The 18,565-nt window shown below is 51.5% G+C and carries 17 protein-coding genes and 1 pseudogene; 3 read left to right on the top strand and 15 right to left on the bottom strand.

Annotated features, from left to right (window positions below; genetic code table 11):
• The first annotated feature begins 12 nt into the window (after nt 1-12).
• Nucleotides 13-978, top strand: coding sequence for an ROK family protein (locus JET16_RS20870; protein ID WP_199620002.1), 966 nt, complete (start codon nt 13-15; stop codon nt 976-978).
• Nucleotides 979-1,219: 241 nt separating this feature from the next.
• On the opposite strand, the gene JET16_RS20865 is transcribed toward JET16_RS20870, so the two are convergent.
• Nucleotides 1,220-2,974: a Rieske (2Fe-2S) protein gene (locus JET16_RS20865; protein WP_199620000.1), complete on the bottom strand. Its 1,755-nt coding sequence runs from the start codon at nt 2,972-2,974 to the stop codon at nt 1,220-1,222.
• Between the two features lie 211 nt (nt 2,975-3,185).
• Between JET16_RS20865 and JET16_RS20860 the strand changes: the two genes are divergently transcribed.
• On the top strand, nt 3,186-5,084 hold the full coding sequence (locus JET16_RS20860; RefSeq protein ID WP_199620177.1) for an FAD-dependent oxidoreductase: 1,899 nt from the start codon (nt 3,186-3,188) through the stop codon (nt 5,082-5,084).
• Nucleotides 5,085-5,138: 54 nt separating this feature from the next.
• On the opposite strand, the gene JET16_RS20855 is transcribed toward JET16_RS20860, so the two are convergent.
• The 14 genes and pseudogenes from JET16_RS20855 to JET16_RS20790 form a co-directional block, all read right to left on the bottom strand.
• On the bottom strand, nt 5,139-6,095 hold the full coding sequence (locus tag JET16_RS20855) for a Gfo/Idh/MocA family protein (protein ID WP_199619987.1): 957 nt from the start codon (nt 6,093-6,095) through the stop codon (nt 5,139-5,141).
• Between the two features lie 156 nt (nt 6,096-6,251).
• Nucleotides 6,252-6,896 carry a bifunctional 2-keto-4-hydroxyglutarate aldolase/2-keto-3-deoxy-6-phosphogluconate aldolase gene (locus JET16_RS20850; RefSeq protein ID WP_199619980.1) on the bottom strand — a complete coding sequence of 215 codons (645 nt, stop codon included), beginning with the start codon at nt 6,894-6,896 and terminating at the stop codon, nt 6,252-6,254.
• Nucleotides 6,897-6,912: 16 nt separating this feature from the next.
• Nucleotides 6,913-7,857, bottom strand: coding sequence for a sugar kinase (locus JET16_RS20845; protein ID WP_199619979.1), 945 nt, complete (start codon nt 7,855-7,857; stop codon nt 6,913-6,915).
• Nucleotides 7,858-7,865: 8 nt separating this feature from the next.
• A complete protein-coding gene (gene kduD, locus JET16_RS20840) occupies nt 7,866-8,621 on the bottom strand; it encodes a 2-dehydro-3-deoxy-D-gluconate 5-dehydrogenase KduD (RefSeq protein WP_199619978.1) in 756 nt (251 codons plus the stop codon).
• Nucleotides 8,618-9,385, bottom strand: coding sequence for a DeoR/GlpR family DNA-binding transcription regulator (locus tag JET16_RS20835; RefSeq protein ID WP_199619976.1), 768 nt, complete (start codon nt 9,383-9,385; stop codon nt 8,618-8,620). Before JET16_RS20835 ends, kduD begins: the two co-directional genes overlap by 4 nt.
• A gap of 10 nt (nt 9,386-9,395) precedes the next feature.
• Nucleotides 9,396-10,229 carry a 5-dehydro-4-deoxy-D-glucuronate isomerase gene (gene kduI, locus JET16_RS20830; RefSeq protein ID WP_199619974.1) on the bottom strand — a complete coding sequence of 278 codons (834 nt, stop codon included), beginning with the start codon at nt 10,227-10,229 and terminating at the stop codon, nt 9,396-9,398.
• A 185-nt stretch (nt 10,230-10,414) separates the two neighbouring features.
• Nucleotides 10,415-11,026 (bottom strand): annotated as a pseudogene (locus tag JET16_RS20825) (carbohydrate ABC transporter permease); the annotation flags it as partial.
• Complete coding sequence (locus tag JET16_RS20820; protein WP_199619969.1) at nt 10,944-11,426, bottom strand: LacI family DNA-binding transcriptional regulator; 483 nt, start codon at nt 11,424-11,426, stop codon at nt 10,944-10,946. The pseudogene JET16_RS20825 and the gene JET16_RS20820, both read right to left, overlap by 83 nt.
• Nucleotides 11,427-11,536: 110 nt before the next feature.
• Nucleotides 11,537-11,689: a hypothetical protein gene (locus JET16_RS20815; RefSeq protein ID WP_199619967.1), complete on the bottom strand. Its 153-nt coding sequence runs from the start codon at nt 11,687-11,689 to the stop codon at nt 11,537-11,539.
• A gap of 16 nt (nt 11,690-11,705) precedes the next feature.
• Nucleotides 11,706-12,935 carry a Ger(x)C family spore germination protein gene (locus tag JET16_RS20810; protein ID WP_199619965.1) on the bottom strand — a complete coding sequence of 410 codons (1,230 nt, stop codon included), beginning with the start codon at nt 12,933-12,935 and terminating at the stop codon, nt 11,706-11,708.
• Nucleotides 12,919-14,034: a GerAB/ArcD/ProY family transporter gene (locus JET16_RS20805; RefSeq protein ID WP_199619963.1), complete on the bottom strand. Its 1,116-nt coding sequence runs from the start codon at nt 14,032-14,034 to the stop codon at nt 12,919-12,921. Before JET16_RS20805 ends, JET16_RS20810 begins: the two co-directional genes overlap by 17 nt.
• Nucleotides 14,034-15,593: a spore germination protein gene (locus JET16_RS20800; RefSeq protein ID WP_199620175.1), complete on the bottom strand. Its 1,560-nt coding sequence runs from the start codon at nt 15,591-15,593 to the stop codon at nt 14,034-14,036. The genes JET16_RS20805 and JET16_RS20800 overlap by 1 nt, the downstream gene beginning before the upstream one ends.
• A gap of 148 nt (nt 15,594-15,741) precedes the next feature.
• Complete coding sequence (locus tag JET16_RS20795; protein ID WP_199619959.1) at nt 15,742-17,142, bottom strand: MFS transporter; 1,401 nt, start codon at nt 17,140-17,142, stop codon at nt 15,742-15,744.
• Nucleotides 17,143-17,207: 65 nt separating this feature from the next.
• Nucleotides 17,208-18,011, bottom strand: coding sequence for a helix-turn-helix domain-containing protein (locus JET16_RS20790; protein ID WP_199620173.1), 804 nt, complete (start codon nt 18,009-18,011; stop codon nt 17,208-17,210).
• 190 nt (nt 18,012-18,201) lie between these two features.
• Here JET16_RS20790 and JET16_RS20785 point away from each other — a divergent pair, with 190 nt between their 5' ends.
• Nucleotides 18,202-18,471: a cupin domain-containing protein gene (locus JET16_RS20785; RefSeq protein WP_267908733.1), complete on the top strand. Its 270-nt coding sequence runs from the start codon at nt 18,202-18,204 to the stop codon at nt 18,469-18,471.
• The last annotated feature ends 94 nt before the right edge of the window (nt 18,472-18,565 follow it).

The raw sequence follows: 18,565 nt of genomic DNA, 5'->3' as shown, positions 1-18,565 counted from the left end.
GGGAATGTCGTAATGAGCGTTTTCGTAGGTGTCGATATCGGCGGAACCAATATGGTGTGCGGGATCGTGCGCGGCGGCAGCTTGGCGAAGTCCCGCAAAATCCCGACGGAAGCGCATCTCGGACAAAATCATGTCATCTCTCGGTTGGCATCGTTAATTATGGAATCGATAGACGAAGAAGGCGCCCGCGGCGAGCTGAAAGCTGTAGGGATCGGCATTCCCGGATTTATTAAACCGGAAGAAGGAGTCGTGACCTTCGCCGCTAATTTGCAGTGGCGCGACGTGCCGTTGGCAGGCTTGTTGTCGGAGCGGCTGAGCGGCGTTCCTGTTTTTATAGATAACGATGTGCGCATGTACGTATACGGGGAAGCGGTATACGGTGCCGGCAGAGGATTCAACCACGTGTTGGGTATTACTGTCGGCACGGGAATAGCGGCGGCTTTCGTTCAACACGGCGAGCTGTTATACGGCGATCGGAACATGGCCGGGGAAATCGGTCACATTCGCATGGATGGGGTTTCTTACCTTTGCGGTTGCGGGCTTACCGGCTGTCTGGAAGCGGCCGCGTCCGCAAACGGAATGGCCCGGCAAGCAGCGGAAGCGATCGCGCAAGGGAAAGACAGCGTGCTGAAACAATGGATGAATGAAGGAGTAATCGATCGGATTACCGCCGCCGACGTTTCAAAAGCGTACGACGTTGGGGATGCCGTAGCTATCGATGTGATGAACCGCACGGGGGTGCTGCTCGGCAAAGCGCTGTCTTACGCCGTAACGTTGTTCAGCCCCGACTGTTTGGTCATAGGAGGCGGCGGAGCGTTGGCCGGCGACCGGTTGTTCAACCCTCTTCGCGAAACGTTGAAGGAATACGTTATTGGCGCTTATTGGGATAAGCTCACGATCGTTCCGGCTCAGTGGAACGAGCATGCCGGTATTTTGGGTGGCGCCGCCTTCGCCGAAAAGCGGAGCGTCTCCGGGTGAGAATCTGTCGGTTGGGCGCTTTGTGCAGTTGAGGCCGTTTGGTGCGGTGATGCGTTTGGTACGTTATTGAGGTTGATGCGGTTGATACGTTGATTCGGTTGATGCTGATGCGATTGGAAGGCGGTTGATGCGGATTAGTCAGGAATGACGACTAATTAGACATGTTTAACTTACTGATTTGTCAGTTTTCCTGCTTCTTTCGTCCATTAGTCGCCATTCGTGACTATTTAGTCGGTAAGACCTACTCCTCTTCAAACAATTTCTCTCCGCGATGCAGCCGCCATGCGATTTTCGCCGTGTGCGGCGTCTCCCGGGAGGTGGGAGCATGGGCAGCCAAATACCGCGTGACGGCAAGGATGAGCGTTTCTTTCGCGCGTTCGGCGAAAGGACCCGATTCCGCCGCCCATCGGTCATATTCGGTCAGTGCGGCTTCGTACATCTGAAACGAGTGAAATTCCGCGTCCTCCCTTAGCAGCGCATGCCCCAACACATTAAACAAAGATTCGGGGCTGCCCCCATTATGCAAATAACGAACGACGAATGCCGCAGCCGGCCCCACTTGCTGCTGTTTATCCAGAAGCTGCAGCAGTTCTCCGGGTTGCGCGGGCTTCGGTGCCGGGTCCGCAGACATCGGAGTCGCAGCGGGTCTCGGAGCAGACGGTATGTTCAAGAACCGGTCAAGGTAAATTGTAACGGCCGCGTGGAATATCCCCCTCAACAGCCAACGATCGGACGATCGCGCTAGACCTTCGTGCACCGCATGAGCATGGGTAAAAGTGTGAAGCACCGAAATCCAGTCGCCGAAATCATTCTGCGTATGGAACCGCACAATGCGCTCCGCAGCTGCCAATGCAACGATTTGCGCGACACGGACGGGCGACGCGCCGCCAATCAGCGTCTCCTTCAACGTACGGACCGTCAGCAGCGGGTCGTCGCCAAGCAATGTCTCAAACAGCCCCTCTTCGTCCGGCAACGCCAATTGCAAGCTTCCCGCCCCTACTCCGGTTTGAACCAGCTCATCGAACGCTTCTTTCAGCGGTTGAACCAAATTGACGGGAGATTGCCAGCTGTGAAGCTCTTCGCTGCGGGAAGCGTCCCCGAACATAGGAATAAGAGAGGCGGCAGCATAACGGCGGAATTCCGGCCGGACGAAGCGCAAACTCTCGAACGCCTTATTATGAAAATCTAGAGCGTGACCCCCATTAATGTAAAAATGATCCGTAACAGCCATCGCCATCATGGAAAACAGCTTCGTTTCATCCGTGCCGACTTCAATAGCAGTCAACAAAACCCGTTCCGCACCGCGTGTATCCCGCACCTCAATACAATCGCGGTACCACTGCGCCAACCGCTCCATCGAAACATCCTTATGCGGCAGCGGTTCAAGCAAAAAGCGCGTCCCGCTTCCGGCGCAATCGCGCGCCGTGTGCAGCAAACCTTGGTACAATGCAAGGATTCTTCCCTGTTTGTCCAGCTTGGGCAGCACATTGGCCATTGCGGTCAATATCGTAAGCCCCGACCCCCAACCTTGCCTTCGCTGCTTGGTACCGAATTCGATCCCGACTTCTGCGATTTCCGCTTCCGGAACACCGGCCTCAATCAATCCGACAACCGCTTTGGCGATCACAAGCCCGATGTTTTGCTCCAAACCTCTGCGCAAGCGATCTTTATACTGCCGAACTTGATTTCCGCTTCGCGAATGGGGCGCCACCCAAACTCTCCCCTCTTCCACGATACAATCATGCACGGGAACATCGTCCGCCCACGGATCGAGCGTACCGCCGCTGCACACGTCAAATCTCGCATGATGCCAATGACAGGTCAATATTCCGTTGCACAAGCTGCCCATATGGAGCGGAAAACCAAGGTGCGGACAACGGTTGTCGAGCGCCCGTACTTCGTTCTCATGATACAAAACGACGATTCCTCCGCGGATCAACTTCGAGCCTTGCGCTTGAAGCTCTTCCACCGTTCCCGCGTCAATCCATCCGTTCACAGCATTACCTCCTTCGGCTAAATACACTTTAATAATATTCATGTTACCAATGTTTTTCAACCATTTTTTGAGAGAAATATCTCACCGTTCTCACACGGGCATCCAGGACTAAAATATGGCTCTTGTGGCGACCAAATTAGACTGTCAGTCTAATTGGTGATAAAATACATTATGTAGATTTTTCAGCTGGGGGGAACCGCTATTGTCTTTTATGAGGGCCACCACCCGTAAAAAGAGACAGCTCGTCATCGATACCGCCATCCGGCTGTTTGCGGAGAAAGGATACGAGCAAGTTTCCGTGGACGAAATCATTGCGATTTCCGGCATTTCGAAGGGAACGTTTTACCACTATTTCTCAAGCAAAGAAGATTTGCTGCACGAATTGACCGCAGGACAGATGGAGACGGTCGATAACTGGCACAAAACTTCCCCCGCACGCGTCGAATCGTTGGAAGGCCATATTAACCGACTGTTTTTAGACTTGGCGTCTAATATTTCGGGCTACCCGAAAGTGATTCGGAGCCTTGCCGCCTTGTATATGAGCAACGAATCGATGCGGCGAAAACAGGAGAACGATCTCGACAAGTTCCGCCGCGCATTAATGAGGTGGCTGCCGGACGGGCGGAAAGCCGATCTGCTGATCGCCGTATATTTGGGCACCTTAACGGCTTGGGCCTATCAAGAAGACACGGATTTGCCGGCAATGCTTCAATCGAACTTGTCCGCAGCGTGGGCAGGCTTACGGGCGGCGGAACTGCCGGAGCCTGCGGAAATATCGTTACAAGCGAGGGAGGAACGACGTATGAAGGTAGCCGTAATTGGAGGCGGTTTGGCGGGGTTGACCGCAGCCGCTTATTTGTCCGAGCATCCGTCCGTCGAGGGTGTTTTATTCGAACGCAGCCCGCAGCTTGGAGGCAGAGCTTTCACCTATGAGAAGTCGGGATTTACGTTAAATTACGGGGCGCACGCCGTGTACGGCATTGACCGGCATGAGCTGACCCATCTCCAGCAAGAACTAGGATTATCGTTCGGAAGCAAACAGGTGGACAAAAGAAAAGTCGTATATGCGAAAGACGGCAAGTTAACGCCCGCTCCGTTGGATTTCGTCAATCTTATGAAGTCGGAGCTGCTCCCATCCATGCAGAAGGTGCGGTTCGTCGCGGAAATTGCGGCGGTCATGGCGCATATCCACACTTTAAAGCACTACCCGACGCTTGGCGATTATTTGGCGGAGTCGGACAGCGGCGAAGATTTGAAGGAATTGTGGGAGCACCTCGTTTGCTCGAATTTCTTCATCGCTCCCTCCGACGCCCGCAATGTGTCCGGCGCGGTCATCGAACAATATTATCATAATTTGTTCTTATCGAATCGCCCCGTAAATTATATTTTAGGAAGTTGGGCCGTCATTACGAATCAATTGAGACAAAAGATCGACAACTCCCGCCGATGGACGATGAAGCTTCAGGAAGCGGTCGAGGAAATCCGTTATGAAGACCGCAAATTCCGGCTGCGGACCAAGAACGGGGAATACGACGCGGACCGGATCGTATTCGCCATGCCCGTACAACAGGTCATCAAGCTGTTGAGAGGGACTCCTTGGGAACCGTTCATGGCCGACTATGAAAGAGTTACACCGACGGAGGTCATGGTGTACGATATCGGTTTAAGCCAAGTTGTCGCCCGTCCGTTCTCATACATCAGCGACATGAACAATAAGCTGTTTATCAGCGACGTCTCGGCTACCGATCATACCGTCGTCCCGGAAGGCGGACAACTGCTGCAGGGCATCGCTTATCTTGACGATCATTTCGGGAACGAAGAAGAGCGTAAAAAGTACTTGGACGGCAAAACGGAGCAAATGGAATTGTTGTTCGACAAGTATTATCCGGGTTGGCGGGATGCCGTCGTCGTTAAGAGAGTATCTAAGAAAGCGATGGTTTCCAGCGTGAAAAACATCGTCTCTAACAAACTGCTTCCCGTCCGTATGGACCATGTGCCTTTCTATTTTTGCGGCGACGGCTGCGAAGGCAAAGGCGAGCTTGCGGAGCGGGCATTCTCCAGCGCGCGTACCGCCGCAAAGACGCTGCTTGGCGAGATCGGGAGCAAATAATACCGTGCATGCGCCGGCGCTTCAAAACGCATGGCACGCTGATGCGATATTTTATTACGGCTTGTAACCTGCCGCCGCATAAATCATTTCCGTCAGCTTCACCACCTTCAACGCGAATTCGCCGGGCACGAGCACTTTGTGTTTCCCGCGAATCGCGTCGATGAAGCTTTTATCCTGATTCGTCGTCTGGAGCGGAAGCTGCGGAACGACGTTTTCTTCGCCCATTCGGCGCAGCGTCAGCTTTCCGTTCTCGTAAAATATCGCACCATCATCGCCGCAGAACACATACGATTCTTGCCAGCAAGGCGCGAAACCGATGATGTTCAAGCCGGCCACGGCTCCTTCCTCGAACCGGATCGAAGTGAACGAATCGATCTCAACGGGAGTTCCCTGCATATGCAGCTGCGTCTGCACTTCCGCCGGAGTTAATCCGGTCGTCCATAGCAAAACATCGACGATATGGCTGCCGGAATCCATCAGCATACCTCCGCCGGACCATTCGGGGTTTTGCCTCCATGTTCCGGCGGTCCCTTGCTTCCAATTTTGATAAAGGGAAGCGGTTACGGAAGTAAGCCTGCCGATCGTTCCTCGGCCGATCGCTTCTTTAATATAGAGGAATTCAGGCTGAAAATGCCGCTGATACGACACCTGCAGCAGCTTTCCGGCACGTTCGGCGGTACGAATCATTTGCTCGGCTTCAACCGACGAACAGGCCATCGGTTTTTCGATCAGGACATGACAACCTGCCTTCAGCGCATCGGTTGCCTGTTGAAAGTGAAGGGTATGTGGAGAACAAATCACCACGGCGTCAACGCCGAATTCGATCAAATGACGATAATCCTCAAACTGCTCCGCCCCCTCCAGTCCGAACGCGGATATGAATTTTTCCCTGCTCTCGCTGCTCGTATCCGCAATTGCCGTAATTTGCACATCCTCCAATTCAAGCAGTTGTTTCCCATGCCAATGCGAAATGCCGCCCGTTCCGATCATGCCTATCCGCAATCCGCTCATGCAACGGTCTCCTCCCTTATGGAAAATATGTATGTGCAAGCCACGCAAGTCTGTCTTATCTTTTCTACTTTATTCATCATCTCCCCTTCGTCTGTACAACTATTTTAGAAAAAATAGGACTGCCCTCCTAATGGAGAACAGCCATCGAATAGTAAATCATTTCAATTGTTTAAACCGCTCGACGTATTGCTCCGCCTTTGTCCTGACGCTTTGCCAATTTCCGGTCTTGACCGCTTCCCGCGTCAGATCGGAGCCGATGCCGACCGCTACCGCTCCCGCTTTGAACCAATCGGCCATATTGTCCAGCGTCACTCCGCCGGTAGGCATTATGTTCGCCTGCGGCAGCGGACCGTGAATCGTGCGGATCGTCTCCGGGGAATAGAGGTTCCCGGGGAACAATTTCACGATATCGACGCCGAGCTCCAACGCCCGTTGAATTTCTGCGATCGTCATCACGCCGGGCATGACCGGTATGCGGTACCGGTTGCAAAGCACGACCGTTTCCGCATGGAGTGACGGACCGACGACGAATTCGGCTCCTTCCAATATGGCGGCCCGCGCCGTCTCCGAATCTAGAACCGTACCCGCGCCGATGACGATTTCCGCCGAGTCTGCATAGCGCTTGGATAACTCGCCGATCGCTTCGAGCGCCCGCGGTACGGTCATCGTAATTTCAATGATGCGGATTCCGCCCTCGACGGCGAGCTCCGCCATTCGGACCGCTTCCGCCGCGCTGTCCCCGCGAAGGACGGCTACAACGCCTGCGTCGGCGATTGTTTGGATTGTGCGCAATTTTTTCAAGTGTTCCTCATCCCTTCTACCGTTCGATGAAGGCGCTGTTGTCAATTACACGCTGAAGCTGCCTTTCATTAGGATAACCTTCCCAATCTCCCGGCGTTCGAACGGCGAGACTCCCGGCCGCGTTCCCCCGGAGCGCCGCTTCAACAGGAGGCAATCCTCTTGCGATTCCGGCAAGAAACGCCGCCGCGAACGCGTCTCCCGCGCCTACTGGATCAATAGCGTCAGCAGGAAACCAAGGCACGTAAGCGACATCGTCCGCTTGTACGACAACCGTCCGTTCTCCCCAACTTTTAATCACGGTAACGCATTGTAATTGTTTTACTTTTCCGAGTATTTCCTCGTCATTATCGGTTGCATAAAGCAACAATAACTCGTCGTATCCGGGAAGGAAATAATCGGCTTGACTCGCCAATGGAAGCAGCACCGATCTCGCCTCTTCGGCGGTCCACAGCTTTAACCGCAAATTCGGATCGAAGCTGACCTTCACACCGTGTTTCTTCGCGATACGAACCGCAGCCTCAGCCGCCTCCCTGCAGCTTTCGCTCAATGCGGGAGTGATTCCGGTTATGTGCAGCAGTTTCGCTCCCGCGATGTAATCTTCGTCGATATCGGCGGCGGACATCCTGCTTGCGGCCGAACCTTTGCGCATGTAATAAACGCTTGTTTTGCCGTGTTCGAGCTCCCTCATCATGAGGCCTGTCGTTTCGCCTTCAATCAGCGCGGCACGGCTCACGTCAACGCCTTCACCCTGCAGCGTCTTTCTAATATACCGTCCGAACGGATCGTCCCCCAAGCGGCTGAACCAGCCGGCGGCGGCGCCGAGCCGGGAAAGTCCGATGGCCACGTTGCTCTCCGCTCCGCCGAACCCTTTGGTCAGCGTCTCCGAATACTCGATTCCCTTGCTCCCTTGTGGCGTCAAGAGCGCCATCGTCTCCCCGAACGTAACGATTTCCGGCTTCATCTGTCACATTACCTCGTCATCCAGCCGCCGTCTACGCAAAGCACGTGGCCGCTCATATAGTCCGATGCCGTAGATGCCAGAAACACCGTCGGTCCGATCAAATCCTCCGGCGTTCCCCATCTCCCCGCGGGAATGCGTTCAAGGATTTGCCTGTTGCGCACTTCATCGTTGCGCAGCGCCTCCGTGTTGTCGGTAGCCATATACCCCGGAGCGATCGCATTGACGTTAATGCCCTTGCCCGCCCATTCGTTGGCCAGCGCTTTCGTCAATCCCGCGACCGCATGTTTGCTCGCCGTATAGCCGGGGACGTTGATTCCGCCTTGGAACGACAGCATGGACGCGATATTGATGATTTTGCCCGACGACTGCTCCAACATGTGCCGGCCGACCGATTGGCATAGCAAGAATACCGACTGCAAATTGACATCCAGTACGTCCTGCCAATCGGTCAACGCGTGCTCCGCCGCAGGGGCTCTCCGGATAATTCCGGCGTTATTCACAAGAATATCGATTTTGCCGAATGCGCCGAGCGCCTCTTCAACGACACGGCTGGCTCCTGAAGCATCTCCCAAATCCGCCCGGATCGTTACTGCGCGCCTGCCGAGACTCTCTATTTCCGACACGGTTTGTTCCGGCGCGCTTGCGTTCACAACAATGGCGACGTCGGCGCCCGCTTCCGCAAGCCCGACAGCCATCGCTTTGCCCAGCCCGCGCGCCGCTCCGGTAACAACGGCAACCTTCCCGCTCAGATCAAACAGCTTCATAGTCGTTCCCCTCCATAATCCAACCGGATTCCCTTCGATACATATTGCAGCGCCTCATCCGGATCCAAGCTTCCGTCCGTAATGATCGCTTCCATCTCGTGTAACTCAGCGAACGTGATCAGCGCACTCTTCCCGAATTTGCTGCGGTCGGCCACGCAATAACTCTTCACGGCGCTTTCTATCAATGCCCGTTTCATATCCACCAACGCCCCGGTAAACACCGTAAGTCCGAAATCGATATGGATCCCCGTTGCGGACACGAACGCTTTGTGAATATTGCATCTTCGAATAAAGTCCACCGCTTCGGCGCCGGCCAACAGGTTTTTCTCCCGGTATCCGCCGGGCACGACGAGCCGGACAAGCTCCTTGCGCGCGAGTTCCCCGATAATAAAGATGTCGTTCGTAATGACCGTAATTCTTGAATTGGGAAGCAAACGGGCGATTTCCAGCGTCGTGCTTCCGCCGTCCAACGCAATAATATCGTCTTTCTCGATATATTCGACCGCCCGGCGGGCGATATCCTTCTTCTCTCCCGGATATTTCGTATTCGGAACTTGGATGGGGAGAAGCGCGTCCTCGCCTTCCGCGATCGAAACGGCGCCGCCGTGGATCCGTTTGAGCAGCCCCTTCTCCTCCAACTTCTCCAAATCTTCGCGGACCGTCTTCTCCGTGACTCCGAGCAGTTCGCTTAATTCCGATACTTTGACCGAGCGATCCTGCTCCAGTTGCTTTAATATAAGCTCGTGCCTCTGTACGGCCAACATTCCCCGGAAATCACCGCAATTCTTTCATCGGAATCATGTCCATATCGGTGAACGATTGGTTCTCGCCCGCCATCGCCCAAATAAACGTGTAGTTGGAAGTGCCTACGCCGGAATGGATCGACCAGCTCGGCGAAATGACCGCCTGTTCGTTGCGTATGACGAGATGGCGCGTCTCCGACGGCTCTCCCATCAGATGAAATACTACCCCGTCCTCCGGCATATCGAAATAGAAGTATACTTCCGACCGCCGCTCATGCGTATGAGCCGGCATCGTGTTCCACATGTTGCCCGGCTTCAACAGCGTCATGCCGAGCATAAGCTGGCAGCTTCGGATGCCTTCTTCGTGAATATATTTATAGATCGTTCTCTCATTGGAATTTGTAATGCTGCCCAGGTGAACGGGAGCCGCTTCCTCAATCGCGGCCTTGACCGCCGGATATGAGGTGTGGGCGGGGACGGAGATCAAATAATATTTTGCCGGATCCGCATCGTTGTCGCTCGCGAACAACACTTCTTTCGTTCCGCGGCCGACATAGAGGCAATCTTTCTGATTCATGGAAAACTCGCTTCCGTCAACCGTAACGGTACCCTTGCCGCCGACATTCACAATTCCGATTTCGCGCCGTTCCAGAAAATATTCCGCTCCGATCGCTTTCGGGTCCGCTTCCAGCTTTACGACATTGCCCTTGGGCACCGCGCCGCCGATGATGTACCGGTCCACATGGGAATACAACAGCTTCAACGCGCCGGCCTCGAACAATTTCTCAACCAAATACTCGCTGCGCAACTGCTCCGTGTCCATCTTTTTCGTAGATTCCGAACTGCTTGCCTGACGAAATTCCATCGAAAAGTCCCTCCAAAAAGTGTATTTGTTTCCCCAATTGTACCGTTAATGTTCGTTTTTGTACATATTTGTTCGAAAAATAAACCGCTACCGGGACGGAAATCCCACTAGCGGTTTATAGAACTTCACATTTTTTCAGCAGCCATTCATATGTCTCCAATGCTTCCGATAACAAGCCGGCCGTATCATCCTTTCACTCCGCCCACGGTCAAACCGGAGATAAAATATCGTTGGAATACGATAAACAGAATCAATAGAGGAAGTACGGAAACGATACAACCGGACAGCAAAATGTTGTAGTTGTTCCCGTACGGTGTCAGCAGAGAGGACAATCCGATCGGGAGTGTCAGCATTTCCTTCGTTCGCAGCACGATTAACGGCCATATGAAGTTATTCCAATTTCCCAACGCTTGTAAAATAGCCATCGCCCCGAAAGCCGGCGCCATTAACGGCACCATTATTCTGAAAAAAATGCCGTATTCGCTGCAGCCGTCAATTCTCCCCGCATCCAAGAAGTCCTTAGGAATTCCGACGGCATATTGCCGAAAGAAAAATACGGCAAAGGGAGACACCGCAAAAGGAATGATTACACCCCAGTAGGTGTTCACCAGCTTCATGTAAATAGCCATCTTATACAGCGGAAGCATGATCATCTCGATCGGCACCATCAGCACGAACAAGACAAGTATAAAGACCGTGTTGCGTCCGGCAAATTTATACGCAGCCAAGCCATACCCGACCAGCGAAGAAAGAAGCAGTGTAATACACGTAGAAACGACGGTGATCAACACGCTGTTTTTCATCGAACGACTCGCCGAAATTCACGGAAAATAAAATCAATCCGTCAACTTTCCTGTTGATCATCCTTCCAATCAGCTTCTTTTCTTTGTCAGGGTCTTTGTCGGATAGCGCAAGGTCGACGAAATATCCCAACTCCCTGGATTTCGCTTCGATCGCGTTCGCCATTTGCGCAAAGGAGCGGTTGTGCAAATCGAACAAAATAACGCCGATGGTCATCGTCTTTCCCCTTGCCAAACTTCGCGCTCTATGATCGGGCTGATAGTTTAGTTCGACGGCGACCTTCAAGATTTTCTTCTTTGTTTTTGTGCTTATTCCCGGCCGGTTGTTTAACGCGCGATCGACGGTTCCGGGGGATACACCGCAAATATTTGCAATGTCCTTCAAGGTAACTCCCATCGCCATAGATCTCCTTGATTTATAAAATCGTGTGCGCACACGGATGTTAATAAAGCTTATCGTGTGCGCACAAAAAAAATACCAACTATTCGATTTTTATAACTTCATGTTTACTTTTTTCCGTCCCGATGCTTCCAAGCCGGGTCGCCCGCTTGATGCAGCTTCCGGTAGACGATATATATGATTATTGGAATAACGGCGGACAACACGGCGCCAAACATGATCGAGCCGGATGTCGCCGCCTCCGTAATCGCACCCCACATCGTGTTCGCCTCCTGGTCACATCTCTGTTCTATTCACGTTGCCCGGCGATTCGACGGTCACGTTCGCCTTCACATCAATCTTGCTTTTTGCAAAATAATTTTCCCCGTTCTCCCAATCGTCTTCGATGGACTTCCATAGCCTGTGATCTTGTTGCCTGAGATATTCTCCTAAGCCAAGCACGTCTTTTTTCAATTCGTCCTGCGCTTTACTTATGGTATTCATCATCATGCGTTCGATATCTTCCTCGACTTTTCTTTCCACCTCTTCAATCACTTGAGGACTCATAAAATCAGGCTGCGTCTGAGCTTCGGCGATTATTCCTTTCGACTGGACCGATAAAGTGAACTCAATACGCTCCGGATGAGCCGCATTTGCTTGAATGCTCCGTTTGGAATCCCGAATTTCATAATCGATCGGCTTATCTTTCCATTTGATTCTCACCACGCCGCCTTCAATTTTATCCGTAATAAAATTTAAACCTTCCGTTTCTTCATCCTCGAAATATCCCGCCAACCGGCCTTGCCCGTCAAATACGGCCGCCCCTTTCACAGAAACCTCGTTTTCTCCCGCCATCATAATTCTTTGAACCGTAAAGCTGCTCTTTTTGAGCAAATATTCCTGCACGTTCCCAATTCTCGTTTCAGGCAGCAGCAGCGCGCTTTTTTTATTGTTTTCCGAGATTGTGTTTATGTAAATGGCGGGAAGTTTTTCAAGCTTGGGATGCACGGTCAATATTTGCTTCGCTTCGCCTTTGGCGACCATTACCTTGACGCTTCTGCGCGATTCATTGTCTCGAAGAAATACGTCGAGCACACTGTCCAACTGCCCCGACTCGGCAACCTCCTCGGACAGAATAAGCAATTTCATATGCTCGATGAAAGGCGGCCGACTAGTTTTCGTGGACATCAACCGGGCGCTTTCGAAGATCGTCTCCCCTTCCGCCGAAATATTCGTAAAGGTGCCTGTCGTATTCCCGTCTCCCGCTCCTCCGCCCCCGCCACCCCCTCCTTGCAAGCGACCGGGAACGACATATTGAAAGGTAAGGTTGATCCGCATATCTCCTTCCGTTCGGTCCTTAGTTTCCGCTTCACCGGCTTCCTCCGGTCTCACGATATCGACGGCGGCGGCAACGACAAACCCTCTTTCCTCAATCTCCCGGCGATCCCAACACCCGGTCGAGAGCGCAGCGATGACTATGCAAATGCACAATGCCATCAGTAACTTCGGTTTACACGCTTTCCTCATGACGCTTCACCCCCCGGGCTACGGCAATAAACAATAATAGAGCCGGAATGACCATCCCTGAAACCGCCGCAAAATAACCGAGAATTTCTCCGAATGAGCCGTATTCGTTCAAATTGCGGGGCACCAGAGCTATAAAATAAATAAGCGGCGACAGCAAGAAGATCCATGTGCTTTTCCGGACATTCGGAAACAAGGAATGCAGCGCAATAAGACTTACGTCATAAGACATGGAGGTGGTGTTAAAGATCGTCATGATCCAAATCGTAAAGAAAATCGACTCGGTCCGTTCGAAAAACTCCCCCGGCACTTGAACCTCTTTCGCGATTTCTACCGTAGGGTAAATGATTTGACTCGTTACTTCGTTCGAAAATACGCCGATCGTGAACGTGTAAATGAGAAGATAAAGAAGTATCGGAATGATCATCCCCTTAACGGCGGCTTTCGGAGCCTCGTCCGCACGGTTCATCATGGAAATATAAAATAAGATGACCGAAAAACCGACATAGGAAAAGATGCTCTCCTCCACACCTCTGGCAATCCCGGTCCAGCTTGTCACGAAAAAAGGCCGAATATTGTCGATCTCGAAAAACCCGATATTTAAAACTTGCACCAAACACGTAATGCCCAATACGATCGGAAAAAACATCAGATTTATTCTCAATAATGCGACTCTTGTTCCGGAAACGGCATAAATGACGACGAGCAACAAAAAGAGGGAAATCGCCTCGATCGGCGTTCTGTCAAACAAGTACCGCTTGGAAATATTCGCAATCCCCCTCACTTCGTATGAAACATTAAGAATATAAAGTATGGCGGCGGAGAACGTAATGACCCATGAAACCGGCTTCGTTACGATTTCCGCCGTATAATCGAAGAAGGTCTGTTTCGGGAAGCGGCATGCCAATTTTGCATTGATCCACGTAAAAACAAGAGCGAACAGCCCTCCGATTGCGATCGACATCCACCCGTCGTAATATTCGGTTACTTTCGCCACATTCCGGGGAAGCGACAAAATCCCCATTCCGATGACCATCGACGAGACGATAAAGACGATCTCGCGATGTCCTATTTCTTCGTCTCCATATTCGAACGATTTCATCAGGATTTGCGACCTCCTCGAGTTGCCCGGTTCTCGTCGTCCGTTTGCAGCATTTGGGGACGTTTGCGAAGCATCATAAGAGGGGCCCGAAACAGCAAGTCTTTCCAATCGCTGGTGAAGAATGGAGCGAACGGCGTGGAATACGGAACCCCGAAGCTCTTTAAATTGGCGATATGAATATTGATCATGATGTAAACCATAATGATCCCGAACAACCCGAACACTCCCGCGGCCAGCATGGCGCCGAAACGAATGATCCGTATCGCGATGGCAAAGCTGTATGACGGAAGCGTAAAGGAGGAAATCGCCGTAATGGCGACGACTATAACCATGATCGGACTGACGATGCCGGCTGCGACGGCCGCCTCGCCGATGACGAGGCCGCCGACAATGCCGATCGTTTGACCGATCGGTTTAGGCAGCCTTATCCCCGCTTCCCGCAGCAATTCCAACGTAATCTCCATCATGAGAGCTTCCACAATGGCGGGGAAAGGAACCCCTTCCCTGGATCCGGCAATCGAGAACGCGAGTTTGGAAGGAATTAATCCCGGCTGATAAGATACAAGCGCAACGTATAAAGACGGTAAAAATAGCGCAATAAACGCCGCAACGTACCTTAAAAACCGGATGAGCGTACCGATTTGCCACCTTTCGTAGTAATCTTCCGGCGATAACAACAGGACTCCAAGAGTAATCGGCAGGATGAGCACAAACGGGGTGCCGTCGAGAAGAATGGCGATTCTTCCTTCCGTTAGTGCTGCAGCTACTTTATCCGGCCTCTCCGTATGCAATATTTGCGGAAACGGCGACAAGAAGCTGTCCTCTATCCACTGTTCGATCGTTCCGGATTCAGGAACGTAGTCAATGTCGATCGATTCGAGACGCCGCTTCGCCTCGTCGATGATGCTCGGGTTGGCAATACCGTCTATGTATGCCAAGAACACATCTTTCCTCGACCTGCGTCCCAGTTTGAACGATTTGAACCGAAGATTCGGTTCGCTGATTCTTCTGCGGATGAGCGACGTATTCGTCCGGATGCTTTCCGTAAATCCGTCTCTCGGACCGCGAACGACCGATTCCGTAACAGGCTCTTCAACCGACCGGCCTCTCCATCCCTTGGTCCCGAATACGACGGCTTCCGCGGATCCGTCCAATAAAAACGCCGTATTGCCGGAGAGAATCGCCAGCATTACATCGTCCATTGTGTGGCTTTTATTGATTTCGGCTTGGGAAACGACGCCGTCCAATAGCGCTTTAATAATTTGTTCTGTGCTGTCGGGAACCTGTTTACCCGCTTGAGGCAGCAATAACTGGATGTTATGAAGGATCGTGTCCTCCACCGATTTTTTATCGGCTAATCCGTCGATAAAGATCAAAGCGCACGCATGCTGTCCGTTTCCGACGACAAATTGCCGAATGACTAGATCGTTCGGGGATTCGAGCAGCTTTCGTATAGCATCTAAATTATGCTCAAGATTTGCGGTCAAAACGGTCTCGGAATGTTGTTGTTTCGACGCATTCGCGCTTTGCTGTCGCCGTTTCTGTTTTCGATACATCATAGCTTGCTTGAACGACGACCTGAAGAACACGCTAATCCTCCTCCTTGTTTGCATCTAGTCACTCATTGTTGCCTTTTTTCGATTCCACCAAACAAGAAAAAGGAGCCCACCCATGTTAAATGGTGAGCTCCTTATTCAGCTTCGAGCGTTAAGCCGCTTCGTTAATCGGCTGCGGCGCTTTTTTGCCGAAGGTTAAGAAATACAATAGACCTGACGCTAACACAACCAAGCTTAATATTAGTATTAGATTTCCGTACATGTATGCCCGCGAGTCAGTGAGGACGGGATGAAGCGGGAATGCGAACACTCGTTGCTCCATCGCTTTGGCGACCAAAGCCGTTACAACCGCTCCGGAAATGGTCGAAACCATATTAAAAAATCCCATTCCGACGCCGATTTGGTGTCCAGGCAATATTTGCGTCACGCTTTCCGCCAACGCTGTCTGCATGAAGGAAAATCCGATGTACATCATAATTAAGGCAATCCCGATGTACCACACCCATAGTCCTATCGACGAAGATTGCAGCAGTAGACTAATCGCAAGCAAAGCCAGCCCGAGATAAATGACGAAATGGCTTCCTCTTTTCACCGTGAGATTGCCGGCAACCCTTCCGAATATGACTGCGCTGAATGCGCCCGGGAACATAATAAGCCCAATTTGCTCCGTGGTTAGACCGTACATATTATTTAACATGAGCGGCAGCACAAACATGATGGACATCACCGTGCCGAAAGTAAGAAAGCCGATAATGATCCCGCTTCGGTACAGCGAATTTGCGAAAAGCGACGGATCTACGAACGGCTCCTTCGCATGGCGGATTTGAACGATGAACAGGACAAGGGCTATTAATGCTACAGGCAAATACAGCCAGTTCTCCTCAGTCGTAAACAAGACCAGCATCGACACCAAAATGCCTAACAGCACCGTTCCGACAATATCCAATTTACCCTCCCTGCGCTGCTCTATCGGCAAATACTTTAGGAAAAAAGGAATTGCCACAAGGATGGGCAGAGGAACGAGGAACAAGTAGGACCAATGAAATGAGGCGATGTAACCGCCAAGCACCGGACCGATTCCGATCGCGAAAGATACCGTAGATGTGATGATGCCGAACATTTTGCCGCGCTCTTCCGCCGAAAAGTACCTGGCGACCATGACAAACACGAGTGCCGGAATCGCCGCGCAGCCTGCCCCTTGAAAAGCTCTGGCTATAATGACACCGGGAAACCAATTTTGCAAGACAAACCCCAGTATGGATCCGAAGCTGTAAAGAAGGATTCCGATTATTATCAGTTTTTTAACGCTGAAAATATCGGAAAGCTTTCCGAAAACGGGCATCCCCAAGCCGATGAGAATAAAAAAGATTGTGACCACCCAGCTTACGCCGGACTCATCGAGCCCGAACTGAGCGGCAATGCTTGGAGTTGAAACGTTGAATACCGATTCGTTCAGTACGGCAAAGAAGAGGACGAAATAGATCCATAGCACGCTCTTCTTAATGTCTGATGTAACCGTTGCAGCATTGGAATTTCTCTCCGTGTCTAACATTTCTTTATTCTTCCTTTCTTCTCTAAGGGTGAATCCTTATATATATTAACATGCCGCTGATGAAGTCATTTCTTATCGATTGCTATTTTAACAACCTTATTCAAATAAGTTTTCATCAACAGCGGAATGGAAATAAGGATCGGAGGATCGTCCAGCCGCGGGGCGCGAAGTATTACCTGCAGATCGTGCGGATTGGATGACTGTGGACCTACTACGATCGGCTCCGCAAATTTAGCCCGCAGCGTCGAGTGCGGAAGCAGAAAATCCATCGTCTGCATCCCCCAGGACACGGATGTCGCCATCAGGTAGTAAATGCCCGGTCTAACGCCGGAAAAACAAAAAGTTCCCGGAGTCGGCGCAAGTGTTCCGTATATGGGAAGTCCTTCGGGTATCGGTTTTCCGAACAAGCCGACTAATGCGATTCCCTCAAAATGTGTCTCAGCTTGCACGGTACCTTTAATTGTCGCGTGCTGATTTGCAAAAGCATACGATGTAATCCAATTGTCCAGCCTTCTTAAGGACCGCAAGTAGTTGTCTGCAAGCGGCGCCGAATCGCGGAACTGCGATGGCGTGACGCCTACCCGTTCCGTAAATCGGGTAGTGAAAGTACCCAAACTTTGTTGTCCGATCTCCAATGCGATATCGCGAACGCTCAAATTCGTTCGCAGCAACAAATCCTTCGCTTTCTGCAGACGAAGCGAGGAAATATAATACAACGGCGGCAGGCCGGTCCGTTCTTTAAAAATCCGTGCGAAATGATAAGGACTGTAGGAAGCAAGGCTGGCTAGCCGATTGAGCGGAAGCGGTTCATAAATATGTTGATGAATATATTCAAGCAATCCGTCTATTTCAGAATCTCGTTCATTCATTATGATCACGCTTGATGAAGCTTGTTTCCCCACTATTGCTTTCCTCCCTGTCCGATCCGCATCCGGGTGCCTCTCCCATTCCGCTTAGAACAACTGTTCCCATCACATTTTTATTTTATACTTAATTTCCGGAAAAATCATCAAAAATAATAATTTTTAATAAATATTACAATTTCACATTTCCCGTACATTGAAATCATTCACGGCAGTTGAAACGACCGCAATCTATATGCTTCAAGGTAAAGGCGCAATGTGGTATGGCGAGAAGCTAGAGCAGCATATGGAGCTGGAAGCGGGAGACTTTCTGTACATTCCTGAAGGTATGCCCCACATGCCTTACAATCCGAGCGATTCGGAATCAAGCACTGCTATTATTGCCCGCACCGATCCTAACGAACAGGAAGACGTCCTTCTGCTTCCTGAGCTGGAGGAGCTTTGGAAGAAAGCATCACGGCCATAAAGCGTAGCGATTATCTAGCGTCCGCAGTCTACATTCCTCCAACCTTTGGGGATTCCTCGCACGGACGAAGGGCCAGTAGCCGCCTTTAAAATCA

The organism is Paenibacillus alkalitolerans, from assembly GCF_016482785.1.
Lineage (GTDB): Bacteria > Bacillota > Bacilli > Paenibacillales > YIM-B00363 > Paenibacillus_AE > Paenibacillus_AE alkalitolerans.
This window is presented reverse-complemented; position numbering and strand designations above follow the sequence as displayed.